26 protein-coding genes are annotated in these 22,266 nt (G+C 60.3%); 17 read left to right on the top strand and 9 right to left on the bottom strand.

The window, feature by feature from the left end; genetic code table 11:
- Nucleotides 1-70: 70 nt before the first annotated feature.
- A complete protein-coding gene (locus tag ACR0KW_RS08405; protein ID WP_480804576.1) occupies nt 71-652 on the bottom strand; it encodes an FMN-dependent NADH-azoreductase in 582 nt (193 codons plus the stop codon).
- Nucleotides 653-773: 121 nt separating this feature from the next.
- Here ACR0KW_RS08405 and ACR0KW_RS08400 point away from each other — a divergent pair, with 121 nt between their 5' ends.
- The 4 genes from ACR0KW_RS08400 (at nt 774) to ACR0KW_RS08385 (ending at nt 3,405) form a co-directional block, all read left to right on the top strand.
- Nucleotides 774-1,652, top strand: a complete 879-nt coding sequence (locus ACR0KW_RS08400) for a LysR family transcriptional regulator (RefSeq protein WP_480804575.1) — start codon at nt 774-776, stop codon at nt 1,650-1,652.
- The gene (locus ACR0KW_RS08395; RefSeq protein WP_480804574.1) at nt 1,649-2,560 is read left to right on the top strand and encodes a DMT family transporter; all 912 of its coding nucleotides are present in this window, start codon (nt 1,649-1,651) and stop codon (nt 2,558-2,560) included. The genes ACR0KW_RS08400 and ACR0KW_RS08395 overlap by 4 nt, the downstream gene beginning before the upstream one ends.
- A 58-nt stretch (nt 2,561-2,618) precedes the next feature.
- Nucleotides 2,619-2,903, top strand: coding sequence for a hypothetical protein (locus ACR0KW_RS08390; protein ID WP_480804573.1), 285 nt, complete (start codon nt 2,619-2,621; stop codon nt 2,901-2,903).
- 88 nt (nt 2,904-2,991) lie between these two features.
- Nucleotides 2,992-3,405, top strand: a complete 414-nt coding sequence (locus ACR0KW_RS08385; protein ID WP_170328354.1) for a universal stress protein — start codon at nt 2,992-2,994, stop codon at nt 3,403-3,405.
- A gap of 2 nt (nt 3,406-3,407) precedes the next feature.
- On the opposite strand, the gene ACR0KW_RS08380 is transcribed toward ACR0KW_RS08385, so the two are convergent.
- Entirely contained in the window at nt 3,408-3,743 is a 336-nt protein-coding gene (locus ACR0KW_RS08380; RefSeq protein WP_170328353.1) for an ArsR/SmtB family transcription factor, read from the bottom strand.
- Between the two features lie 231 nt (nt 3,744-3,974).
- Here ACR0KW_RS08380 and ACR0KW_RS08375 point away from each other — a divergent pair, with 231 nt between their 5' ends.
- From ACR0KW_RS08375 to ACR0KW_RS08350, 6 genes are all read left to right on the top strand, one after another.
- A complete protein-coding gene (locus ACR0KW_RS08375; protein WP_170547203.1) occupies nt 3,975-4,307 on the top strand; it encodes an AtpZ/AtpI family protein in 333 nt (110 codons plus the stop codon).
- 2 nt (nt 4,308-4,309) lie between these two features.
- Entirely contained in the window at nt 4,310-5,068 is a 759-nt protein-coding gene (locus ACR0KW_RS08370) for a F0F1 ATP synthase subunit A (protein WP_480804572.1), read from the top strand.
- 48 nt (nt 5,069-5,116) lie between these two features.
- Nucleotides 5,117-5,341 (top strand): F0F1 ATP synthase subunit C, encoded by a 225-nt coding sequence (locus tag ACR0KW_RS08365; protein WP_005981269.1) that lies wholly within the window; start codon nt 5,117-5,119, stop codon nt 5,339-5,341.
- 86 nt (nt 5,342-5,427) lie between these two features.
- Nucleotides 5,428-5,979, top strand: coding sequence for a F0F1 ATP synthase subunit B' (locus ACR0KW_RS08360; protein WP_480804571.1), 552 nt, complete (start codon nt 5,428-5,430; stop codon nt 5,977-5,979).
- Between the two features lie 5 nt (nt 5,980-5,984).
- A complete protein-coding gene (locus ACR0KW_RS08355) occupies nt 5,985-6,545 on the top strand; it encodes a F0F1 ATP synthase subunit B (RefSeq protein WP_170328349.1) in 561 nt (186 codons plus the stop codon).
- A gap of 193 nt (nt 6,546-6,738) precedes the next feature.
- Nucleotides 6,739-7,599: a glycosyltransferase family 2 protein gene (locus ACR0KW_RS08350; RefSeq protein WP_480804570.1), complete on the top strand. Its 861-nt coding sequence runs from the start codon at nt 6,739-6,741 to the stop codon at nt 7,597-7,599.
- A 206-nt stretch (nt 7,600-7,805) separates the two neighbouring features.
- Here ACR0KW_RS08350 and ACR0KW_RS08345 read toward each other — a convergent pair whose 3' ends face one another.
- Nucleotides 7,806-8,576 carry an FCD domain-containing protein gene (locus ACR0KW_RS08345; RefSeq protein WP_480804569.1) on the bottom strand — a complete coding sequence of 257 codons (771 nt, stop codon included), beginning with the start codon at nt 8,574-8,576 and terminating at the stop codon, nt 7,806-7,808.
- A gap of 146 nt (nt 8,577-8,722) precedes the next feature.
- On the opposite strand from ACR0KW_RS08345, the gene ACR0KW_RS08340 reads away from it, so the two are divergent.
- The 5 genes from ACR0KW_RS08340 to ACR0KW_RS08320 all read left to right on the top strand — a co-directional run bounded on the left by ACR0KW_RS08340 (nt 8,723) and on the right by ACR0KW_RS08320 (nt 15,262).
- Entirely contained in the window at nt 8,723-9,922 is a 1,200-nt protein-coding gene (locus tag ACR0KW_RS08340; protein WP_480804568.1) for an aminotransferase-like domain-containing protein, read from the top strand.
- A gap of 44 nt (nt 9,923-9,966) precedes the next feature.
- Nucleotides 9,967-10,374, top strand: coding sequence for a hypothetical protein (locus ACR0KW_RS08335; protein WP_480804567.1), 408 nt, complete (start codon nt 9,967-9,969; stop codon nt 10,372-10,374).
- A gap of 140 nt (nt 10,375-10,514) precedes the next feature.
- On the top strand, nt 10,515-13,970 hold the full coding sequence (locus tag ACR0KW_RS08330) for a chromosome segregation SMC family protein (RefSeq protein ID WP_480804566.1): 3,456 nt from the start codon (nt 10,515-10,517) through the stop codon (nt 13,968-13,970).
- Nucleotides 13,971-14,024: 54 nt separating this feature from the next.
- Nucleotides 14,025-14,384, top strand: coding sequence for a hypothetical protein (locus ACR0KW_RS08325; protein ID WP_480804565.1), 360 nt, complete (start codon nt 14,025-14,027; stop codon nt 14,382-14,384).
- 62 nt (nt 14,385-14,446) lie between these two features.
- A complete protein-coding gene (locus ACR0KW_RS08320; protein WP_480804564.1) occupies nt 14,447-15,262 on the top strand; it encodes an ankyrin repeat domain-containing protein in 816 nt (271 codons plus the stop codon).
- A 71-nt stretch (nt 15,263-15,333) separates the two neighbouring features.
- On the opposite strand, the gene ACR0KW_RS08315 is transcribed toward ACR0KW_RS08320, so the two are convergent.
- The 3 genes from ACR0KW_RS08315 to ACR0KW_RS08305 are packed head-to-tail and all read right to left on the bottom strand — an operon-like array spanning nt 15,334 to nt 18,390.
- A complete protein-coding gene (locus tag ACR0KW_RS08315; protein WP_480804563.1) occupies nt 15,334-16,497 on the bottom strand; it encodes a lytic murein transglycosylase in 1,164 nt (387 codons plus the stop codon).
- 10 nt (nt 16,498-16,507) lie between these two features.
- Nucleotides 16,508-17,428 (bottom strand): adenosylcobinamide-phosphate synthase CbiB, encoded by a 921-nt coding sequence (cbiB, locus tag ACR0KW_RS08310; RefSeq protein WP_480804562.1) that lies wholly within the window; start codon nt 17,426-17,428, stop codon nt 16,508-16,510.
- Nucleotides 17,425-18,390, bottom strand: a complete 966-nt coding sequence (locus ACR0KW_RS08305) for a threonine-phosphate decarboxylase (RefSeq protein ID WP_480804561.1) — start codon at nt 18,388-18,390, stop codon at nt 17,425-17,427. The genes cbiB and ACR0KW_RS08305 overlap by 4 nt, the downstream gene beginning before the upstream one ends.
- Before the next feature lie 183 nt (nt 18,391-18,573).
- Here ACR0KW_RS08305 and ACR0KW_RS08300 point away from each other — a divergent pair, with 183 nt between their 5' ends.
- Nucleotides 18,574-18,936 carry a response regulator transcription factor gene (locus ACR0KW_RS08300; RefSeq protein ID WP_170328338.1) on the top strand — a complete coding sequence of 121 codons (363 nt, stop codon included), beginning with the start codon at nt 18,574-18,576 and terminating at the stop codon, nt 18,934-18,936.
- On the opposite strand, the gene ACR0KW_RS08295 is transcribed toward ACR0KW_RS08300, so the two are convergent.
- Nucleotides 18,918-19,907, bottom strand: coding sequence for a glutathione S-transferase family protein (locus tag ACR0KW_RS08295; RefSeq protein WP_480804560.1), 990 nt, complete (start codon nt 19,905-19,907; stop codon nt 18,918-18,920). The genes ACR0KW_RS08300 and ACR0KW_RS08295 overlap by 19 nt on opposite strands.
- A 213-nt stretch (nt 19,908-20,120) precedes the next feature.
- On the opposite strand from ACR0KW_RS08295, the gene ACR0KW_RS08290 reads away from it, so the two are divergent.
- A complete protein-coding gene (locus ACR0KW_RS08290; RefSeq protein ID WP_170328336.1) occupies nt 20,121-20,474 on the top strand; it encodes a hypothetical protein in 354 nt (117 codons plus the stop codon).
- Here ACR0KW_RS08290 and ACR0KW_RS08285 read toward each other — a convergent pair.
- Together ACR0KW_RS08285 and ACR0KW_RS08280 are read right to left on the bottom strand one after the other, a co-directional pair.
- Nucleotides 20,471-20,998 carry a L,D-transpeptidase family protein gene (locus ACR0KW_RS08285; protein WP_480804559.1) on the bottom strand — a complete coding sequence of 176 codons (528 nt, stop codon included), beginning with the start codon at nt 20,996-20,998 and terminating at the stop codon, nt 20,471-20,473. The genes ACR0KW_RS08290 and ACR0KW_RS08285 overlap by 4 nt on opposite strands.
- A 4-nt stretch (nt 20,999-21,002) precedes the next feature.
- Nucleotides 21,003-22,175, bottom strand: coding sequence for a MalY/PatB family protein (locus ACR0KW_RS08280; protein WP_480804558.1), 1,173 nt, complete (start codon nt 22,173-22,175; stop codon nt 21,003-21,005).
- Nucleotides 22,176-22,266 lie beyond the last annotated feature (91 nt).

Raw genomic sequence — 22,266 nt, 5'->3', positions numbered from 1 at the left:
GCCTTAGAACAAGTGCGCCCAGCCATTGCAAAGGCAGGCCGGGCGCGGAGGGTACTAAAGGTGCAGGTAATCAGGCCGCCAGTTCCAAAACGGCTTTCTGCGCCCTGGCCAGCGTTGTTTCTGCATCCAGAGCCATCTGGTCGGCGGCAACAACGTCCACATCGTGAATTCCTATAAAGCCCAGCACATGTTTGGCATAGTTGGTGGCGAAATCGACCTCGGACCCGACAGCGGTACCGCCCGAAGCGATGGCGAGAACCGCGCGTTTGCCCTCCAGCAGGCCTTTGGGGCCGTTTTCAGTGTAACTAAAGGTCAGGCCGACGCGGGCTACCAGATCGATCCATGCCTTGAACGCGGCAGGCACCGAGAAGTTGTAGATCGGCAGGCCGACGACGATGGTGTCCGCCTCTTGCAGTTCGTTCACCAGCGTATCCGACAGCGCCAGCTGATCGCGCTGGGTCTCGTCCCGCTGATCGGCGGGGGTGAAATTGGCATTGATCCAGTCTTCGGTCAGCAGGGGCAGGGGGCTGGCCAGATCACGACGGATGATGCGCGCGGCACCCAGATGCTTGACGATGCGGTCGGACAGGTCACGGGTCGCAGACCCATCGCGGCGGGCCGAAGCGTCGATATGCAGGATGGTCTTGGTCATTTCACTTGATCCTTTTTGGATAGGGAATTCTCGTCTGCGCCCAATATGGATGTTGCGTGCGTGAACAAAACTCGGATACATCAACAGTTGATGTTGGAAATTGCACAGTAGTGGTGATGCCGTGGACAATTGGGACGAAGTGAGAACCGCCTATCAGGTGGCCCGCATGGGTACCGTCAGCGGCGCGGCCGAAGTTTTAGGCGTTCACCATGCAACGGTGATCCGCCACATCGACGCGATTGAGGCGCGGTTGGGAACCAAGCTGTTCCAGCGCCACGCGCGCGGCTATACGCCCACCGAGGCCGGAAATGACCTGCTGCGCGTGGCACAGGCGACCGAGGATCAGTTCAACCAACTGGTCGGGCGGATGAAGGGACGTGGCGATGATGTCTCGGGTGAACTGGTCGTGACGTCTCTGTCCTCACTGGCGCCGCTGGTGGTGCCGGTGCTCAGCGAGTTTCAGCGTCTGCATCCGGGTCTGATCGTACGCTACCTGACCGGAGACCGCCTGTTCCGCCTGGAATATGGCGAGGCACACGTGGCCATTCGCGCAGGGTCGGCCCCGGACCAGCCGGACAATGTGGTACAGCCCTTTGTCACCCAGGAAATCGGCCTGTTTGCCAGCAAGGGCTATGTGAAGCGCCACGGTAAGCCCGCAGGCGTAGAGGATTTCGCCAACCACTATTTCGTCAGCACCGACGACGAAAACAGCCGCGCTCCGTTTTCGCGGTGGTTGCGTGCGACGGTTCCTGCCGAAAACATCACCTTTCGCTGCACCAACAACTTCTGCATTCGCGAGGCGGTTCTGTCCGGTGCCGGGATCGGGTTTATGGCCCGTTGGGAGGCAAGCCGGGATCCCGATCTGATCGAGGTGATCGATCCGCTGCCGGAATGGTTCGGGAACCTATGGCTGGTGACCCATGTGGATCTGCACCGCACAACCAAGGTTCAGAGCTTTTTGACATACCTGAAGGATCAATCCAAAGGCTGGTTGGCGTGAGCCCTCAGGCACAGGGCCATCTGGCCATGCTTGTTTTTTCGGCCCTGGTGGCGGGTAGTTTTTCGCTGGGCTCGCTCGTAGCTAACGAGATCGCACCCGAAGCCCTTACGGCGGCGCGCTTCCTGATCGCCTCGGTCGTGATTGGCACTACGGCGCTGATGACCACTGGCCTGCCACGCAGCGCAGCGCAGGCGCCGTGGCGCTATCTGGTGCTGGGCGGGTTGTTTGCCACTTATTTCGTCCTGATGTTCCATGGTCTGAAAACCGCACCCCCGGTCAGTGCAGCCGCCGTGTTCACGCTGACCCCGGTGATGTCGGCGGTGGCCGGGTGGGTGTTGTTGCGGCAGATCACGACGCCCCGGATGGCCTTGGCCCTGACCGTGGGTGCCGTGGGGGCGCTCTGGGTTATTTTCCGTGCGGACTGGCAGGCATTCACCGCGTTCCAGATCGGTGGCGGCGAGATTATCTATTTCTGGGGTTGTATCGCGCATGCGATCTATACGCCGATGGTGCGCAAGCTGAACAGGGGCGAACCGGCGGTGGTGTTCAGTTTTGGCACTATGGTTGCGGGCTGTATTTTGCCCACGCTCTACGGCTGGTCCGACATCCGCGCGACCGATTGGATCAACCTGCCTCTGATCGTCTGGGTGGGGCTGCTTTACCTGTCGATCTTTGCCACCGCAGTTAGCTTTGTTCTGGTGCAGTTTGCGACGTTGCGGCTGCCTTCGGCCAAGGTGATGGCCTATACCTACCTGACCCCCAGCTGGGTGATCCTGTGGGAAATCGGGCTGGGTCAGCAGCCGCCTCCGCTGTTGGTTGTTGTGGGTGCAATTCTGACCGTCGTTGCGCTTGTTCTGCTGCTGAAAACCGAAGAACAGCGCCGCACAACGACCCCGATGCCTGAATGAAGCTTGCTTTCCCCTCAAATTGTGCCAGCGTCGGATACAGGCAACACACGGGCACGAGATGACGAGACCGGCATTCTTTCTGATCACAGCGGCAGGATTGGCTGCCTGTACTCAACCCGGACCGAGCACCGCAGTTTCAGAAGCAGATCTGCAAGGCAGTTGCGAGGCGCTTGTCTCAGCCGAAACCGGGGTGCGGCCCGAGGACGTATCTGCGTCTTCCACCAAGACCGAGCCTACGGGGTCAGTAACCACGCTGTCTGTTGTTGGCGCGCAGGCACCGTGGTTGTGTCTGTCGGACCCGTTCGGCGTCATCACCGGCGTTGAAAACAGTCAGGAAGGATAGCCAGCATTCGGCGCAAGCCGCCCGTTGAGGCAGATCAAGGTCGATACATGCGAATATCCCTATGCTTGAGGGCAAGGAGGAATTCGCCATGTACACTCACATCATGTTCCCCGTTGACCTGCATCTTCCGCCGGAAGTTCGCAAAGCGGCCGATGTTGCGGCCGAGGTTGCCAAGTGGCAGGGCGCCAAGATCACTGTTGTCAGCGTGACCGGCACCCAACCCGGTGATCCGGTTCAGACGGATGCCACAATCAACGACGATCTGCGCGCCTTCGCTGAACAGCTTGCCACGAACAGCGGGACGGAAGTCGCATACCTAAACATCCACTCGGTCGATGTCGCGGCCGAGGTCGATGGAGACTTGGCCCGCGCTGCCGAGGAAATCGGAGCCGACCTGATTGTTGTGGGCACCCATGCGCCGCGGATCACCGACTATATCTTTTCAAGCCACGCCGGGTATCTGGCCAATCATGCGAAAGTATCGGTATTCGTCGTGCGCTAGATTTAGGGATCGTCGGCTGCGGGCAGTTCGGCTTCCAGAAATCGTTCAAACGCATCCAGATTGACCGGTTCGAACTGCCCGAACCCCTGCATCCACACCGACGCCGTACGCAAGGCGTCGGGTTCCAGCTTGCACCATTTCACCCGACCGCGCTTTTCCTGACTGATCAGCCCTGCCTTGGTCAGGATGACCAGATGTTTCGAGATCGCGGCAAGCGACATCTCGAACGGTTCGGCGACATCGGTCACGGCCATGTCATCCTCAAGCAGCATCGCTAGGATGGCGCGGCGCGTGGGGTCGGCAAGGGCCGCGAATACGGTGTCGAGATCGTTTGACATGCCTCCGCTGAACCACAGCGACCGGGTTTGGTCAACCAATTGGTTGAATATGCGGATTCAATGCATTTGAACGGAACGGGAATGGGCAGGCGGTTTTGGTTTGCGTGGCGTCAGGTGAAAAATCAATTTAAAACAATGAATTAAGCTGCGGCAATTCGAGCGCTCAACGTCGTTGACTCTGCGCCCTTCGCCCCTTAGCACCGTGCCCAAGACTGAGCGAGGAAAACGTCCGTGACCGATGACGACCAAAAGCAGCGTATGGCGCAGCTGGAGGCTAAGATCGAGGCGGCGAAAAAGGCGAAAGAGCCCAAACCTCGCGCGGACGCTGACGTCTCGGGCGGCGAGCTTGCCTGGAGAATGGTCATCGAAATGGTATCCGGTCTGGGGATCGGATTTGGCATCGGATACGGGCTGGACAGCCTGCTCGGGACGATCCCGATCTTTCTGGTGCTGTTCACATTGCTGGGCCTTGTCGCGGGCGTGAAGGTTATGCTCCGCAGCGCGAAAGAGGTCCAAGAGAAACAAACGGCGGCAGATGCGGCCGAGAAGGACGAGAGGGACTGAACGTGGCAACTGAGACCACCGCAGCAGAAGGCAGCAGCCTGGTATTCCACCCGATGGACCAGTTCATCGTTAAGCCGCTGTTTGGCGACGGAGCGGTCGGCATGTTCACGGTCACCAACGTGACCTTGTGGCTGTTCTTCGCGGTACTGGCTGTGGCTGCTCTGCTGGTTCTGCCCACGTCCAAGCGCGCAATCGTACCCAGCCGCATGCAGTCGATCGCGGAACTGACCTACGGCTTCATCTACAAGATGCTGGAAGACATCTGCGGCAAGGAAGGCGTCAAGTTCTTCCCCTATGTCATGACCTTGTTCATGTTCATCGTCACCGCGAACTTCCTGGGCCTGATCCCGACTTCGTTCACCACTACATCGCACTTTGCGGTCACTATTCCGCTGGCTCTGGCGGTGTTCCTGACCGTGACCGTTCTGGGTTTTGTCAAGAACGGCGCCGGTTTCCTGGGCCTGTTCTGGGTTTCCAGCGCGCCGCTGGCGCTGCGCCCCATCCTGGCGATCATCGAGCTGATCTCGTACTTCGTACGCCCGGTCAGCCACTCCATTCGTCTTGCCGGTAACGTCATGGCGGGCCACGCGGTGATCAAGGTGTTCGCGGGCTTTGCCGCGGTTGCCGTGATCTCGCCCGTGTCCGTTCTGGCGATCACCGCAATCTATGGTCTTGAGGTCCTGGTGGCCTTCATCCAGGCCTACGTATTCACCATTCTGACCTGTGTTTACCTGAAAGATGCGCTGCATCCTTCGCACTAAGGTCTGATACCCCAACATCGAAACTTCCAATTCGTAAGGAGATACATCATGGAAGGCGATCTCGCACACATCGGCGCAGGCCTGGCAGCAATCGGTTCCGGCGCAGCCGCAATCGGGGTGGGCAACGTTGCAGGCAACTTCCTGGCCGGCGCTCTGCGCAACCCTTCGGCGGCTGCTTCGCAGACCGCAACCCTCTTCATCGGTATCGCATTCGCAGAAGCGCTGGGCATCTTCGCATTTCTGGTCTCGCTGCTGCTGATGTTCGCCGTCTAATCTGCGGAACCTGATCCTTACGCGCAGGTGGGCCCAAGCCATAGCGGCCCACCTGTTGTAAAGACAACGTTCCGACGGAGGACATCATGGCGACTGAACCCATTAGCGAAGAAGTAGTAGGCTCGTGCGTCGATGCCGGTGGTTCGGCCATCGGGATGCCGCAGCTCTGCTTCGATTGGTTCCCCAACCAGATTTTCTGGCTGGTCATTACGCTGGTCGTCATCTTTCTGGTCCTGTCCCGCGTGGCTCTGCCCCGCATCGCGGCAATCCTGGCTGAGCGTCAGGGGACCATTACAAATGACCTGGCTGCGGCCGAAGATCTGAAGGCCAAGGCGGTCGAGGCCGAAGAGGCCTATAACAAGGCGCTGGCCGATGCCCGTGCCGAAGCGCAGCGAATCGCTGCCGAAGCCCGTGCTGAAATCCAGGCTGGTCTGGATGACGCGATTGCCAAGGCGGACGCGGAAATCGCTGCAAAGGCGGCTGAATCGGAAAAGGCAATTGCCGAAATCCGTGCCGGTGCGCTGGAAAGCATTCAAGTGGTTGCCAAGGACACGGCGGCTGAACTGGTTACCGCACTGGGCGGCGAGGCGGATGCCTCGGCCATCGACAGTGCAGTTGACACGCAGATGAAAGGATAAGTGACATGCGGAACACTCTTGCTCTTATCCTGACCGTCGGCGCAGCCAGCCCGGCATTTGCCGCAAGCGGCCCGTTCTTCTCGCTTGGCAACACCGACTTTGTGGTCCTTCTGGGCTTCATCGTTTTCATCGCGGTCCTGTTCTACTTCAAGGTCCCGGGCTTGATCGGTGGTGCGCTGGACAACCGTGCCGCTGGCATCAAGTCCGAACTGGACGAAGCCCGCGCCCTGCACGAAGAAGCGCGCAGCCTGCTGGCTTCGTACGAGCGCAAGCAGCGTGAAGTGCAGACGCAGGCGGATGCCATCGTGGCTGCTGCGAAAGACGACGCCGCTCTGGCTGCGGAACAGGCCAAGGCCGATCTGGAAAAATCCATCGCACGCCGCCTGGCGGCTGCACAGGATCAGATCGCATCGGCCGAGGCTTCGGCTGTGAAGGAAGTCCGTGATCAGGCCATCACCGTTGCTGTTTCGGCAGCTAACGCGGTTCTGGCTAAGCAGATGACGGCGACGCAGGCGAACAAGCTGATCGATGCGGCGATTGCCGATGTAGGCGAAAAGCTGCACTAAGCTTTAATCAGACTGACTTTTATGCAACCCGGCGGAATTCTGCCGGGTTGCGCTTTTTTGGGGAGCATTCTTGCGCAACTTTAGCGATCTGATGGGCGATCGTCGTTGCCTGCGAAGCGAATTGCGGTTACCTGAGAAGAAGCTGGCTGCCCGCAAGTCTATTTGGGGCAGAGTTTAATTAATCGAGATATTCATGGCTGACCTTCCTGTAATCAGTATCATAATTCCAAATCTAAACTGTGCTGATTTTTTAGAACGTACCATCAGGTCTGTTTTGGACCAAAACTACCCGAAGCTTGATTTGATAATGGCGGACGGCGGTAGCACCGACGGTTCTATGGAGATTGTCGAGCGTTACCGTGACGCGTTCTCTCATATCATTTCGGAACCGGATACCGGTCAGGCCAACGCCTTGAACAAAGGGTTCGCACTTTCGCGCGGCGAGGTGATGGGGTGGATTAATTCCGACGATGTTCTGGTTCCAGAGGGACTGTCGATTGTTGGTTCTTTGTTTGCGCTGAACAAGAAACTCGAGTGGATCACCGGGCGCCTTACCTGCATTGACGAAGAAGATAACGTCATTTGTGCACACCGGCCTACACATGTGTCCCGACCGCGATTGCTGGCTGGGGACTATCAGTGGATTCAACAAGAATCGACCTACTGGCGGCGCAGCCTTTGGGAGGCTGCAGGTAGCACGTTTGACGAAACGCAAAAACTTGCGGTGGACGGAGAATTGTGGGTGCGTTTCTCACGCCATGCCGAGCTGGTGCCGGTTCATGCGCGAATTGGTGCCTTCCGTTTTCGCAAGGGCCAGCGATCCGAAGACATAGATTTTTATCATGCGGAGATGTTGAAGGTGATACAGCGCGACCGGCAAATGGAGAGCAGCGCTGATTTGCTTATTAAGTCCATTCTCGACACGCCTGTCGAATTGCGCACCCGCGCCGAGGCCGAAGAGAATTTTCCAGAAATTAGCTCCGCGGACCCAAAACCGATCAAGCGCCTGCACCTATGGAAGCACAGTGTCAGGCGCAAGTTGCACGGAGTCTAGTTGGCGCTAGGTCAAGCGGACTTGTTTGGGTCCAACGGAAATCAAAGGTTGTCGCGAGGGGCACAAAGACCGACCGATAGGATCGGGCAGGGTGCCTGATGTGACGGTAATCGGCTCAGCCATCGGTCGAAAAACTCAGCGTATGCTCCGATGACGCAGCTATCACGATAAAAACAAACAAGTTTTCATAGTAGGCCCGACGAACATCAGGTCTGGCCTGTCTCGTGTTGCAGCCGTTGGCGTGCAATGGCTTCGTTGCGCTGGGCTTCCAGGTGGTCTTCCATACACCGCCGGACATAGCTGAGATGTTGGTGAATTGCGTCGCGCGCGCCCTCGGGTTCGCGCGCCTGCAGGGCCGTATTGATGGCGCGATGCTGGTCCAGAATAGCCCCGCGGGTGGTTTGCTGCTGGAACATGATCTGACGGTTGTAGAATACGCCCTGTTGTAGCAACTCATACATCGACCGCATCATGTGCAGCATTACCACGTTATGGCTGGCCTCGATGATGGCCATGTGGAATTGGGCGTCCAGCTGTGCCTCATCCTCGCTGGCGTTGCGTTCGTGAGCGGCCTGCATCTTGTCGAAGATCGCCTGCACGACCTTCAGATCGCTGTCCGAGCCTAGCCGCGCGGCGCGTTCGGCAGCCAGGCCTTCAAGGTCCTTACGAAACGACAGATAATCGAATACCGCCTCTTCGTGGCTGCCGAACAACCGGACCAGCGCTGGGGAAAAGGCCGATCCCAGAACCTCGGCCACATAGATGCCTGATCCGGCTTTGGCGGTCAGCAGACCCTGATCCTGCAGGTTCGAGATCGCCTCGCGCAGCGAGGGCCGGGACACGCCCAGCCGCTCTGCCAGTTCACGTTCCGCCGGAAGCCGTTCGCCGGGCCGCAGGATGCCGCGCAGGATCAGCATCTCGATTTGTTTTACCACCGCGATGGACAGCTTTTCGGGCTGGATTTTCTGAAAGGGCATGGGGTGTTCCGAAATTGGTCAAATCATATGACCACGTATTCGGGGGCGGTTCAAGGAAAGCTGATCACCTGTTTTGCTACAATAGGTCAGAACTATTGACTTTAATGGTATGATACCTAGGCTGCTGGGCATTAAGGAGGAGACCGATGTCGACGAAAGACCTGTTTGCCACGCGGGCGTCGCGAATGAAGGCGTCCGAGATTCGCGAATTGCTCAAGCTGCTGGACCAACCGGGGATCATTTCTTTTGCCGGTGGTATTCCCGATCCGGCGCTGTTCCCGGCGGATGGCTTTGCGATGGCGTTCAAGAATGCGTTGGGTCCTGAAAGCCAGGCGCAGGCACTGCAATATTCCGTCAGCGAAGGCTATGTGCCGCTGCGCGAATGGCTGGTCGATCACATGCGTCAGATCGGTATCGACTGCGGGCTCGACAACATTCTGATCACCTCGGGTTCGCAACAGGCGCTAGACTATCTGGGCAAGCTCTACCTGTCGCCGGGTGATACCGCACTGGTTGGCTGGCCCACCTATCTGGGCGCGCTTGCGGCTTTCAACGCCTATGAGCCGCGTTTTGATCAGCTCAGTATCAACGGCAACCGCGGCGCTGCGGAATACAGGGCGGCGGCGGGCGAGGGGGCGGTGAAGTTCGCCTATCTCTCGCCGGACTTCGCCAACCCGACCGGAGAGACCGTGGACCTGCGTGGGCGCGAAACCCTGCTGGATCTGGCTGAGGACCTGAACTGTGCTGTCATCGAAGACGGCGCCTATCAGGCCCTGCGCTATGACGGAGAGGCGATCCCGCCGGTTCTGGCGCTGGAACTGGCTCAGAAGGGGGCGATTGAAAACTGCCGGACGATCTATTGCGGCAGCTTCTCCAAGACTCTCTCCCCGGGATTGCGTGTCGGGTGGGTCGTGGCGGCCAAACCGGTGATCTCGCAACTAGTGCTGATGAAACAGGCCGCCGATCTGCATTCGGCGACGATCAATCAGATGGCCATCAATGACGTGGCGCGGGCGTGCTTTGACACGCATATCCCGATGTTGCGCCGCGTCTACGGTGCGCGTCGTGACGCGATGTTGGCTGCGTTGCAACAGCACATGCCGGATGGGGTCGAGTGGACCAAGCCCGAGGGCGGCATGTTCATCTGGGTGACCCTGCCCAAGGGCATGGTTGGGGCTGACATGCTGGCGCGGGCGCTTGAAACCGTCAAGGTGGCGTTCGTCCCCGGTCAGGCGTTCTTTCCGGACGGGTCCGGGGCCAACACACTCCGGCTGAGTTTCTCGAACTCGGATGAGGGTACGATCCGCGAGGGCATCCGAAGGCTGGGGGAAGTGTTGCGCGCCTGAACCGGGAAAGGTTCTGTTAACCATATTGCGGCAAAGCTGTGCGCATGATCCGGTATCTTTCCCTCCTCGTGCTGGCCGCCTGTTCGGCCGGCACGCCTTACTTTCGCGATATGCCGGCCAGCCGGATCGCGGTGAACGGCAGTGTTTTCGACGTGCGCGTGCGCGGGGAGTTGGCCGAGGCTGTACGGGTCAACACCCAATACGCCCCGCGTCTGGGGCCGATCCGAGACCGTGCAGGGCTGGCCATGGCGAAGGTCTCGGGCTGTCCAATTCTGGATGTGCTGGGCGATGCGGCGGTGACCGTGGGCGTACTGGGCTGCGACCGCGAGGCCGGGGAGCGCTTGCTGCTAACGGCCGTGTCGACCCCGAATTACGAATGCGTCGACTACGGCATCTATGAAAGCATTGGCAACGGAAACGGCTATCCGGTATTTGAGTGCACGCCGTATTGATATACGCGTTTTCCTGCGCATTTCGGCAAGATATTGTGGATAAGTCGGGTCGATATCCCATATCCTGCGCAAGTCCGTTGACTCACCCCCAATCCCTTGCGCAGACTTCAAAGACGTAGGAATCATGGGACCCGCTGCCTTTGCGCTTTAGCAAACTCAAACTCACCGGCTTCAAAAGCTTTGTCGATCCGACCGATCTGATCATCGCGGATGGGTTGACCGGTGTGGTGGGTCCGAACGGCTGCGGCAAGTCCAACCTTCTGGAAGCGTTGCGCTGGGTGATGGGGGAAAACCGCCCCAAGTCCATGCGAGGCGGTGCGATGGAAGATGTGATCTTTGCCGGGGCGGCGACACGCCCGGCCCGCAACTTTGCCGAAGTTGTCCTGACCATGGACAACTCGGAGCGTCTGGCGCCTTCGGGCTTCAACGACAACGATCAGCTTGAGATCGTGCGCCGTATCACGCGCGACGTTGGCAGTGCCTACAAAACCAATGGCAAGGACGTGCGTGCACGCGATGTGCAGATGCTGTTCGCCGATGCTTCAACCGGGGCGCATTCGCCCGCGCTGGTGGGGCAGAACCGTATTGCCGAACTGATCAACGCAAAGCCTCGCGCCCGCCGCCGTATTCTGGAAGAGGCCGCCGGCATCTCGGGCCTGTATCAGCGGCGCCATGAGGCTGAGCTGAAACTGAAGGGCACCGAGTCCAACCTTACCCGTGTGGATGACGTGCTGGAGCAGCTGGGCGGGCAATTAGCGCAGCTTGCCCGTCAGGCGCGTCAGGCCGCGCGCTATCGTGAGATTGGCGAGCAGCTGCGTCAGGCCGAAGGCATGTTGCTCTATCGCCGTTGGAAAGAGGCCGACATGGCCCGCCAGCAGGCTGAGGAAAAGTTGCGCGAGCGCGTCACCGAGGCGTCCCGCGCCGAGGCTGAGGCGCGCGCCGCTGCCTCGAAACGCGCTGAGATCGAAGAGACACTGCCGCCGCTGCGCGAGGAAGAGGCCATTGCCGCCGCTGTACTGCAACGCCAGCAGGTGCAGCGCGATCAACTGTCCGATCAGGAAACCCGCGCCCGTCAGACCATAGAAACGCTGACCAACCGCATCCAGCAGCTGGCCCATGACATCGAGCGCGAGACCGGCCTGAACCGCGACGCGGGTCAGATGATCGAGCGCTTGGAATGGGAAGCCCGTGAACTGGCCAAAGCCGCCGAGGGCCACGAGGACAAGGTTGCCGAGGCCGCCGAGGTCGCCCACGAGGCGGCTGCGGTGTTGCAGAACCGCGAAGATCATCTGTCGCAGGAAACCGAGGACATGGCGCGGCTGGTCGCGCGCCACCAGTCCGCACAGCGTCTGGTCGAGGACAGCCGCAAGACGTTGGCCCGGTCCGAGGGTGAAGAAGAAAAGGCGCGCGCTGCGGTGGACGAGGCACGCGGCGCACTGACCCGTGCCAGTGAGGCATTCGAAGCGGCGCAAGAGGGTGAAGAAGAGGCCCGCGAAGCCGCAGAAGCTGCCGAAGAGGCGTTGGCTGCCGCGGACGAGTTGCGCAACGACACCCAGGCGCGTGAGGCCGAAGCCCGCGCGCAACGCTCCGAAGCCGAAGGTGAGCTGGGTGCGATCCGCGCCGAAACCACCGCTCTGGCCAAGCTGGTTGAACGCGACACCGCTGAAGGCGGGCAAGTGCTGGACCTGCTGCGTGTTGAGCCGGGCTATGAAAAGGCTCTGGGCGCGGCTCTGGCCGATGATTTGCGCGCACCACTGGTCGAAGGGGATGGCCCCTCGGGTTGGGTGCAGGTTGCGGGCTACGACGCCGATCAGCCCCTGCCGGACGGGGTCGAGCCACTGGCATTGCATGTTTCGGGACCGAATCGCCTCAGCCGCCGGATCGCGCAGATCGGCTTGGTAGATGCGGATCTGGGCGCGCGGCTGCAGGCGTCGTTGAAGCCCGGTCAGCGGCTGGTATCGCGCTCAGGCGACTTGTGGCGTTGGGACGGGTTCCGTGCCTGGGCCGAGGATGCACCCAGTGCGGCGGCTTTGCGATTGGAGCAGCTCAACAAACTGGAAGCGCTGAAACAGGAACTGGCCCGAACCGAGGCGCAGGCCGATGGTGCCCGCGCTGCGCATGAGGCGTTGTCGCAACAACTGGCGGACGTGACCGAAGCCGACCGCCGCGCGCGTGAGGCCCGTCGCGCCGCCGATCAGCGCATGGCCGAAACCGCTCGTCAGCTGAGCCGTGCTGAGGCGGATCGCAATCTGGCACAGGGCAAGCTGGAGACGCTGACCCTCGCTGTCGACCGCCACAAGGAAGACGCCATGTCCGCCCGCGCGCAACTGCGCGAGGCCGAGGGCGCGCTGGCTGGTCTGGGTGACCTCGACAGTGCACGCGCGCAGGTTGAGGACATCAAACAGACGGTCGAGGCGGCGCGGATCACCATGCTGACCCACCGTTCAACCCATGACGAGCTGCGCCGCGAGGGCGAGGCCCGCACCCGTCGTACGCAGGAGGTGACCAAAGACCTTAGCGGCTGGAAACACCGTCTGGAAACGGCTGAGAAACGGATATCCGAACTGGCGGAACGCAAGGAAAGTTCGGAAGAGGAACTGTCCGAGGCCATGGCCGCCCCTGCCGAGATTGCCGAGGCGCGAGAAGAGCTGAACGAGCTGATCGAAGCCGCCGAAGTCCGCCGGGCCGAGGCTGCAGACAAGCTGGTAGAGGCCGAAACCCAGCAACGTGAGATCGTGCTGGCCGAGCGCGAGGCGGAACGTCTGGCGTCTGAGGCGCGAGAAACGCGTGCGGCGGCCGAGGCGCGCTGTGATGCGGCCCGGGAAAGCGTAGCTGCGGCAGCTGAGCGGATCGCCGAGGATCAGCAACTAACCCCGAACCAACTGCTGAACCAGTTGGACGTTAACCCGGATCAGATGCCCGCTGCCGATGCGTTGGAGGCCGAAGTCAACCGCCACAAGCGTCAGCGCGACGCAATGGGTGCGGTGAACCTGCGGGCCGAAGAGGACAGCAAGGACGTTCAGGAGGAATTCGACACGCTGAACACCGAAAAGGCCGATCTGGAAGAAGCGATCAAGGCCCTTCGCAGCGGCATCGCCAGCCTCAACCGTGAAGGGCGCGAACGTCTGCTGACCGCCTTCGAACAGGTGAATTCAAACTTTGCGATGCTGTTCAAACATCTCTTCGGCGGCGGCGAGGCCAATCTGGTGATGGTTGAAAGCGACGACCCGCTGGACGCAGGCCTTGAGATCATGTGTCAGCCGCCGGGCAAGAAATTGTCGACCCTCAGCCTGCTCTCGGGCGGTGAACAGACCCTGACCGCGACCGCGCTGATCTTTGGCGTCTTCCTCGCCAACCCGGCCCCGATCTGCGTGCTGGACGAGGTCGACGCGCCGCTTGACGACGCCAACGTGACCCGGTTCTGCGACCTGCTGGACGAGATGTGCCGCCAGACAGACACGCGGTTCCTGATCATCACCCACCACGCGGTGACGATGGCGCGGATGGATCGGCTGTTTGGAGTGACCATGCAGGAGCAGGGCGTCAGCCAACTGGTCTCGGTCGACCTAAAAAAAGCCGAGCAGATGGTCGCCTGATTGTTCACCGCAACGTTATGACGACCTTGCAGTCCCACAGGGTAAGCTGGCCGTATGACCCGATTTCTGATCCTTGCCCTGTTGACCGCCAGCCCGGTCATCGCCGCCGAATGGCCCACCAAACCCGGAGACGTCCCCCTGTCCTCCGAGGAGTTGAATGCCCTGGCAGGCCAAACGTTCACCTTCTACGATGACGGTCAGGCCGCTTTCTCAACGGGAGGTGCCTATTCCTATACCTATTCCGCAGCCAATGGCGGGGGTACGGCCTATGGTTCTTATCGCATCGCTGAAGACGGCAGCGTCTGCATCGCCTATCGCAACGGCTTTAGCCGGTGTGATTTGTATGTGCGCAGTGGTGAGAGGTTGATCCTGATTGACGAGAAAGGGGATCGGTATCCGGTGCGACCGGAGTAAACCCGCGCATCTCGGGGTGGTTTACGCCAGTTTTGGTGAAGGGTGTGGAACATTGTCTTCGGATGCAACATAGTTTTGACATAGTCAAAGTTACACTGCGCCCTATGGATGTGCATGATTTTCAAAAACGAATTACCGATTTCCTTATCAGTCAGGCGACCAAAGGGCCGGGCGTAGCTGAAGAGTCAGAGTCCCTTCGGCAAGAGCTTGATGTTGCAATTACCGAGTTTGGGGAAACTATCCCGGAGTTAAAGCAGCTTGCCAGTCAACTTGACCTGTTGACCGAACTAGCGAGCAATCAGGAACTCGCTAACCTGCTCGCTGAACAGGCCATGAGCGAGTACGAGCCAGACCCACCGGTTTTTGATGCCATTTCAGATGGGAATGTTGCAGCTGTGGTCGCCGCTTTGGATAACTGGGAGATTAATACGCCCCACGGTGAATTTCAGACGACAGCGCTCTATAAAGCTATGTCTTGTATGTTCGGTGTGTCGCTGGATGTCGTGCGTTTGCTGTTGGATCGTGGCGCCGATCCGAATCTCGGGTTGGGGGTAAAAACTAATGTTTTGCACGGTCTCGGGTTTGGCGCGTGTGATGACGTTGATCCAAATGAGCTGGCAGAGGTAATCAGTCGCTGCGTCCTTATGGGTGCGGATATCGAGCAGCGATCAGAGCGCCTGAAATGGACGCCTTTGATCACGGCCGCTTCCGAGTGGAACCCGGTGGCTGTTGAAGCGCTTATTTTGGCAGGCGCAGATATTCACGCCCGCTCAGGTGACATTTCGGGCGTCTGCTTTGCGGGCGAGACCGCTCGGGCTTTCGCCGATGGGCACGAGACAACAGTGGCAGTGTTTGATCGCTACCTGAATTCAGTCTGAGGCGCATTTCGCATCTTGATTCCTTTGCAAACTGCAACGATCGGAACTTCAGGCTCGCGGCAGGTTTCTCCTCACAGACTGTTCAGCAACTCCACCGTCGGCCACGCATCCGCAGGCAGCCCCAAACGTGCCTGTTCCGCCTGCACCGCTGCCCGTGTTCCAGCCCCCAGAATGCCGTCGACTTTACCCACATCATGCCCACGCGCCTGCAGGTTGCTCTGCAACTGCTTCATCTGCGCGCCCGACAACCCTTGTGCCGGGTTGCCCGCGTTGTAGACCTGCGCGCCCTCAAGCCTTGTGCCGAAATAGGCGGCGGTCAGGACGTAGACAAAGCTCTGGTTCCATTCGAAATAGACGTCGAAATTGGGATAGGCGAGAAAGGCCGGTCCGTTGTGCCCCTGTGGCAGGATCAGCGAGGCGGGCAGGTTGGCCAGCGACCCGTAGCGCGCCTGAATGCCCATCGCTTGCCATTCCGACACCGAGCGCGGTTTACCGGGGCCGGAGAGAGACCAGTCCATCTGGGCGGGTACCGTGACCTCTTGCAGCCAGGGTTGGCCCGGTTGCCAGCCCAGATGCGACAGCATTTTGGCACCCGACATCAGCGCATCCGGGGCCGAGGTCTTCAACGAAACCTTGCCATCGCCATCCGCATCTACGCCGTTTTCGATAATGTCACGCGGCAGCATCTGGACCATGCCGATCTCTCCGGCCCAGGCGCCGGTGGTACGGGCGGGGTCGAAATTGCCCTGTTGATACAGCTCAATCGCGGCGAACACCTGCGGGCGGAACAACTCGGGGCGGCGGCAGTCATGAGCCAGCGTCACCAGCGCGTTGCGGGTGTTGAAATCGCCCTGAAACGCGCCGTAGTCGGTTTCGAACGCCCAGAAAGCCAGAAGAACCCCGTGCGAGACGCCGTATTCGGCCTCGATCCGGTTGAACACAGCGTCGTATTTGCGCGACATGGCCTGGCCGCGCTCGATCCGGTTTTGCGAGATCAGGTGGCGGGAAAAGTCGATGAACGGTTTCTGGAACACGCCCTGCGCGCGGTCGGCTTTCAGAACGGCGTTGTCCTGCTGCACGCCTTTGAAAAACGCGTTGACGGTGGATTTGTCGAACCCCTGCTGGACGGCCTCGGCCTTTAGCCCCTTAACGAAGGAATTGAACCCGCCACCGCATTGGGCCAATGCGGGCGAGGCAAACAGGGCGGCGGCAACAAGGCCAGAGAGAAAGCGCATGGTGGCTCCGTCAGAAAGTAAAGCTGAGCCCAACCCACACCGACACGAAGCCAAGCGCAAGCCCCCACACCTTCCACAGCATGTCACATGCGCGGAAAACCTCCGGCGCGCCGATTTCGCGCGGAGCATTGCCGTTAACCCAGGCCAGATCGCGGATCTGCCCGTCATAGCTGCGCGGGCCGGCAAGTGCGACGTTAAGGGCGCGGGCCATCGCGGCTTCGGGCCATCCGGCATTGGGTGAGATATGGCGGCGCGCATCCGACACCATCTCGGGCCAACGTGCCCATTGACCCGACAGCGCCACGATCATCACGCAGGTCAGGCGGGCCGGAATGAGGTTCAGCACATCGTCCAGACGGGCGGCGGCCCAGCCGAAATCGCGGTATTTTTCGGTGCGGTAGCCGATCATGCTGTCGGCGGTGTTGATCGCCTTATAGATTAGCAGGCCCGGCAGACCGGCGATCAGAAACCAGAAGGCGGGCGCAATGACCCCGTCGCTGAGGTTCTCTGCGGCACTTTCTATCGCCGACCGCGCCACCTGCGCCTCGGTCATGTCGCGTGTGTCGCGTGAGACGATCATGGCAACCTTCGCGCGCCCTTCGGATAGCGAAGCGAGCAGTCCGTCGGCTACATCCCGCACATGGGTCACCAGAGATTTCTGGGCCAACAGTATGGCGCAGATGATGATCTCGACCACTGGCCCCAGCAGGGCCAGCAGCTGCCCAAGGATCAGCGCGCCGCAAACCAGCAGGATCACGATGGCAACCCCTTTCAGACGCCGCTGTGTCCCGTGGTTCAGGCGCCGGTCCAGCCAGCCGATGGCACTGCCCATCATCACTGCCGGGTGTTTTACCCGCGACCACAGCCAGTCCGGCTCACCCAAAGCGGCGTCCAGGCACATGGCGCAGACCAGCAGAAAGGTGGTGCTCACAACGCGGCCTCTAACCGTTCCCAGCCATCCGCAGGGGGCAGGCCTAGCCGCAGGTAGGTTTTGGAGTAGGGGAAGACGCGGCTCCAGATATGGGCGTGGGCCAGTCGGTCTTGCCAATCGGCGGCGCTGTCAATTTCATACAGGCGGAACAGCGTAGTGCCGCCCACAAGGGTCGCGCCTTTGGTGCCCATCAGATTGTCCAGTCGGGCGGTCTCGGCGGTCAGGCGCTGGCGTGTGGCATTGGCCCATTCGACGTCTTGCAGCGCGCGCGTTCCGATCCGCAGGGCGGGGCCGGACACAGCCCAGGGGCCAGTCAGATCGTTCAGTCGGGCGATCAGGTCGGGTTGACCGATGGCGAAGCCTAGCCGCAACCCGGCCAAGCCCCAGAATTTCCCGAAACTCTTCAGCACGACAACACCAGGCCGCTTGGCCAAGTGGGTCAACGTTTCCTCGGGACAGACATCGCAAAAGCTCTCGTCGATCACGGTCAGGGGAGCATTTGCGTCTGCCTCGGTCCAGATCCGCCCGTCGGGGTTGTTGGGGTGTACGATGACGCGGGCCTCGGACGGGGTGTCGGGCTGTACGGACCAGCCCTGCGCGACAAAGGCGGCGGCGTGTTCATTATAGGTGGGCGTCGTGATCTGCACCCGGCCCTGAGACGCCAGCGCGGGGATGCGGGCAATCACCGCCGATGCGCCAGGCGCGGGCAGGATCGCGGCCCCCTCCGGGATGGACCAGAATTGACGCGCGGCCTCGGTCAGGCGTTCGAACGCGCCGTGGTCCGGCAGTTCCGCCCAATCCGAGGGGGTCAGGCCCGAAACCTCATAAGGGTGCGGGTTGATTCCGGTGGATAAGTCCATCCATTCGGCGCGGGTGCCGCCATAGCTGGCGATGGCCCCGTCCAGCCCTCCGCCATGGTCACGCGCGGCGCGCGGGTTCAAGTTGTCGTTATCGCCTGCCATGGGGTTTCTCACCGGAATCGCTTGTTTCGGCCTGCTTCAAGCGGATTTTTGCCATTTACACAAGCAAATCCGCCCGTTCGGAGCCCCTAACGGGTGCTGTTAACACTTTGTTAAGGAATAAGCGGGATCACGATTTACGGGGGACGGCACCAGACGCTTTTTCAAGTGCCGAGGTTGTTGCGAATGAATGTTTTGATTGTTGAGAGTAACCCCGACCTTGGTCGGGTCTGGAAAAGGCATCTTGAACGGCACGGTGCCGAAGTGACACTGGTGCCGGGACAAGAGGCTGCTATTCTTGCGCTCTATGGCCAGGATTTTGATATCATCGTATTGGATCTGGTGTTGGAAACCGGAAGTGCGCTGGCAGTAGCGGATTTCGCCAGCTACCGCCGCCCCGAGGCGCGGGTGATCTTTGTCACCAACACCACCTTTTTCTCGGACGGGTCGATTTTTGCCCACAGCCCAAACGCTTGCGCCTATGTGCAAAGCGCAACGCCGCCAGAGGACCTGGCGGCGATGGTCGAACATTATGCGGCGGGCCGCTGATCGCGCCTGTGGGGCTCCAGATAATCCAAGACAGGGTTCACCGGGATGATCCGGTTCGGATTAATCGTGTCGTGACTGAAGTGATAGTGGCGCACGATGTGGTTCATGTTCACGGTCCCGGCGACACCCGGCCATTGGTACAGCTCGCGGGTATAGGCCCATAGGTTCGGGTAATCGACCAGCCGCCGACGGTTGCATTTGAAGTGAAGGTGGTAGACTGGGTCAAACCGGATCAGGGTGGTGAACAGGCGCCAGTCGGCCTCGGTCACACGGTCGCCCATCAGGTAGCGATTCCGGGACAGGCGGGCGTCGAGCCAGTCCAACGTGTCGAACAGTGGGGCTACGGCCGCGTCATAAGCCTGTTGGGTGGTGGCAAAGCCCGCCTTGTAGACGCCGTTGTTGACGTCGGAATAGATGCGCGCGTTGACCTCTTCGATTTCATCTCGCATCGCGCCGGGCCAGTAATCGTCGGTATTGCCGGTAATCCCGTCAAAGGCCGCGTTGAACATGCGGATGATTTCCGAACTTTCGTTGGAAACGATGGTCTCTTGCTGCTTGTCCCACAGGATCGGCACAGTGACACGACCCGTGTAGGAGGGGTCGGCCTTGGTATAAATTTGGTGCGCGAAATCGAAACCATAGAGCGTATCGCCGGTTGCACCGTGGCCATCCGTTTCGAAGGTCCAGCCCTTGTCCAGCATATCCGGATGCACAACTGACACCGAGATCAGGTCGCTCAGCCCTTTCAGTTCGCGGAAGATCAGCGTGCGGTGCGCCCAAGGGCAGGCGTGACTGACATAGAGGTGATAGCGGTCAGGTTCTGCTTTGAAACCGCCCGTACCGGATGGGCCTGCGCTGCCATCAGCGGTCAGCCAGTTGCGGAACTGCGCGGCGCTGCGTTTGAAGGCGCCGCCGGTGGATTTGGTGTCATACCAGGTGTCTTGCCATTTGCCGTCGACCAATAGGCCCATTGCGCATCCTCCGCTTGTGCGTTTCCGCAAACATAGGGCTTTGATCGGGGCCTTCCCACGTTAGGCACCGCGCATCAGGTCTGCATGGACGCACAGGCCGGATTGAGATTTCCGTGCAACAGATCGAATTGGTGCCGCGCTATGTGACCGTCTTCACTGGATTTTTACAGTCAATGCCGCACAATGGAGTCCGTTTTCCGGGGGGAATTTATTATGACAACCTATGTTTCTAAAGAGATGAGCGCCGAATTGGATGCAGCGCGAATCGCAGGATTAAAGAAAACCAGCCGTCTTCGCGTCGAATTTGGCGACAATACCTTTAAAGTTCTCAGATTGTGGAAGGATGGCTTTACGGTTGAGGCCGAAACCACGCCGCAGCTGCGCGGGTTGGTCGATATCTATGACGGCGCGCGCCACCTGTACCAATGTCTGATTATCGCGGATGACGAGGAAGCGGGTGAGATGCGTTACGAATTCAAGCGCAGCACCGCCGCGGCCGACAAGGCACCGCTGGATTTCTACCGCGCGCCAGATGCTCCGATCGCGCTGTTGGGGTATGAAGACTAGGGGCGGATTTCCACTACTGTGCCGTTGCGTGTCAGGCTCCAAAGCTGCGCCATCTCGGCATTTGACAGGGCGATACAGCCTGCCGTCCAGTCTCCGGGCAATGTCAGGCCTGTGACGCCGTTCGGCTGTCCGTGGATGAAGATATCTCCGCCTGGATCAACACCCTGATTTTGGGCACGGTCGATATCTTCGGGCAAAGGATAGTTGATCCCGAGTGAGAGGTGAAAAGCGCTCTGCGGATTTCGACGGTCGATATGGAAGATCCCAACAGGGGTCTTGCCGTCACCTTCCTGCTGTTTGTCGCCTTCGGGCTCGAACCCCAGCGCAACATCCGCCTGCATGACAATGGCACCGTTCAACGATGCGGTTAGTCGGCGGGCAGATTTCTCAATCAGGATATGGTCGATTTGCGTGGCCTCAGGGGCCATGGGCGGCGCAGGAGGGCGTGGTCCGAACCGATGCCAGCCAAACCACGCCGCGCCAATCAGGCAGATCAGCAGGACTATGCGTGCGATCCGCCGCATGGTCTCATTGCAAATCGGCAAACGCGTGTTTCAGGCGGGCGCAGGCCTCTTCCACCCGTGCGCGTTGGGTGGCGAGGTTGAACCGCTCGAAATTCTCACCGCCCGGGCCGAAGCCAGGGCCGGAGGAAGTGGCGATCTTGGCGTCTTCGCGCAGGCGGCGGACGAACTCGTCGTGGTCCATGCCGGTGCCCAAGAAATCGACCCAGGCCAGATAGGTGGCCTGCAGGGGCATCGACCACAGGCCGGGGATTTCGGCGATGGTCGCGTCGAACAGTTTGCGGTTGCCGTCCAGATGGGTGATCTGCTCATCGACCCAGGCCGCACCTGCCGGAGAATAGGCGGCGGTGATCATGGCGACACCCAGCGCACTGGGCGCATAATCCAGCGTGTGCAGCCGATAGCGCATGGCCGCGCGCAACTCAGGGTCGGGGATGATCATGTTGCCGGTACGCTGACCCGCAATGTTGAACGTCTTGGACGCAGCCGTCAGTGTCACCGTCCAAGGCCGCGCATCGGGTGCGGCCACATCCATCGGCACAAACTTGTTGCCGGGATAAACCAGATCGTGGTGGATCTCGTCCGAGACCAGGATCAACCCGTTCCGTTCGGCAAACGCGGCCACGGCCCGCAGCTCGTCCGGTGTCCAGACCCGGCCCGAGGGGTTCTGCGGCGAACACCACAGCAGCATTTTCTCCGACCCGTCCAACCGCGACTGCGCGTCCTCCAGATCGACGCCATAGCTGTCGCCGTCACGAACCAGCGGGCATTCGACCACGCGGCGGCCGGTTTTGTTCACCTTGTAAGCGAACTCATGGTAGACGGGCGTGAAAATCACCACCCCGTCGCCGGGCTCGGTCCAGACATCCAGGCACAGGGCGATCGCATTGCCCAGCCCCTGCGAGGTCAACGCCCAATCGGTGTCGATCTCCCAATCGTGGCGGTTCTTCATCCACCACTGGACCGAGGCCAGATAATCGGGGTGCGTCCAGGAATAGCCAAAAACGCCGTGATCGGCCGCTTCGCGCACCGCTTCGATCACACAAGGCGCGGTGGCATAGTCGGAATCGGCCGTCCACATGGCCAGCCCATCCTGCGGCGACACGCCGTACAGGTCTTCCATCTTGTCCCATTTGGAACTGTTGGTTCCGCGGCGGTCGGTCAGGTCGTTGAAAGTCATGTCTGCTCCGTTTGTTGGGTGGAAAGCTAGCCACAATTCCGGCAGGCGCAAGGGGGGCGTTGCGGCGGGGGGCGGGATGGCCTACATCAAG

The sequence above is a fragment of the Ruegeria sp. CG11 genome (assembly GCF_056537245.1).
This window is presented reverse-complemented; position numbering and strand designations above follow the sequence as displayed.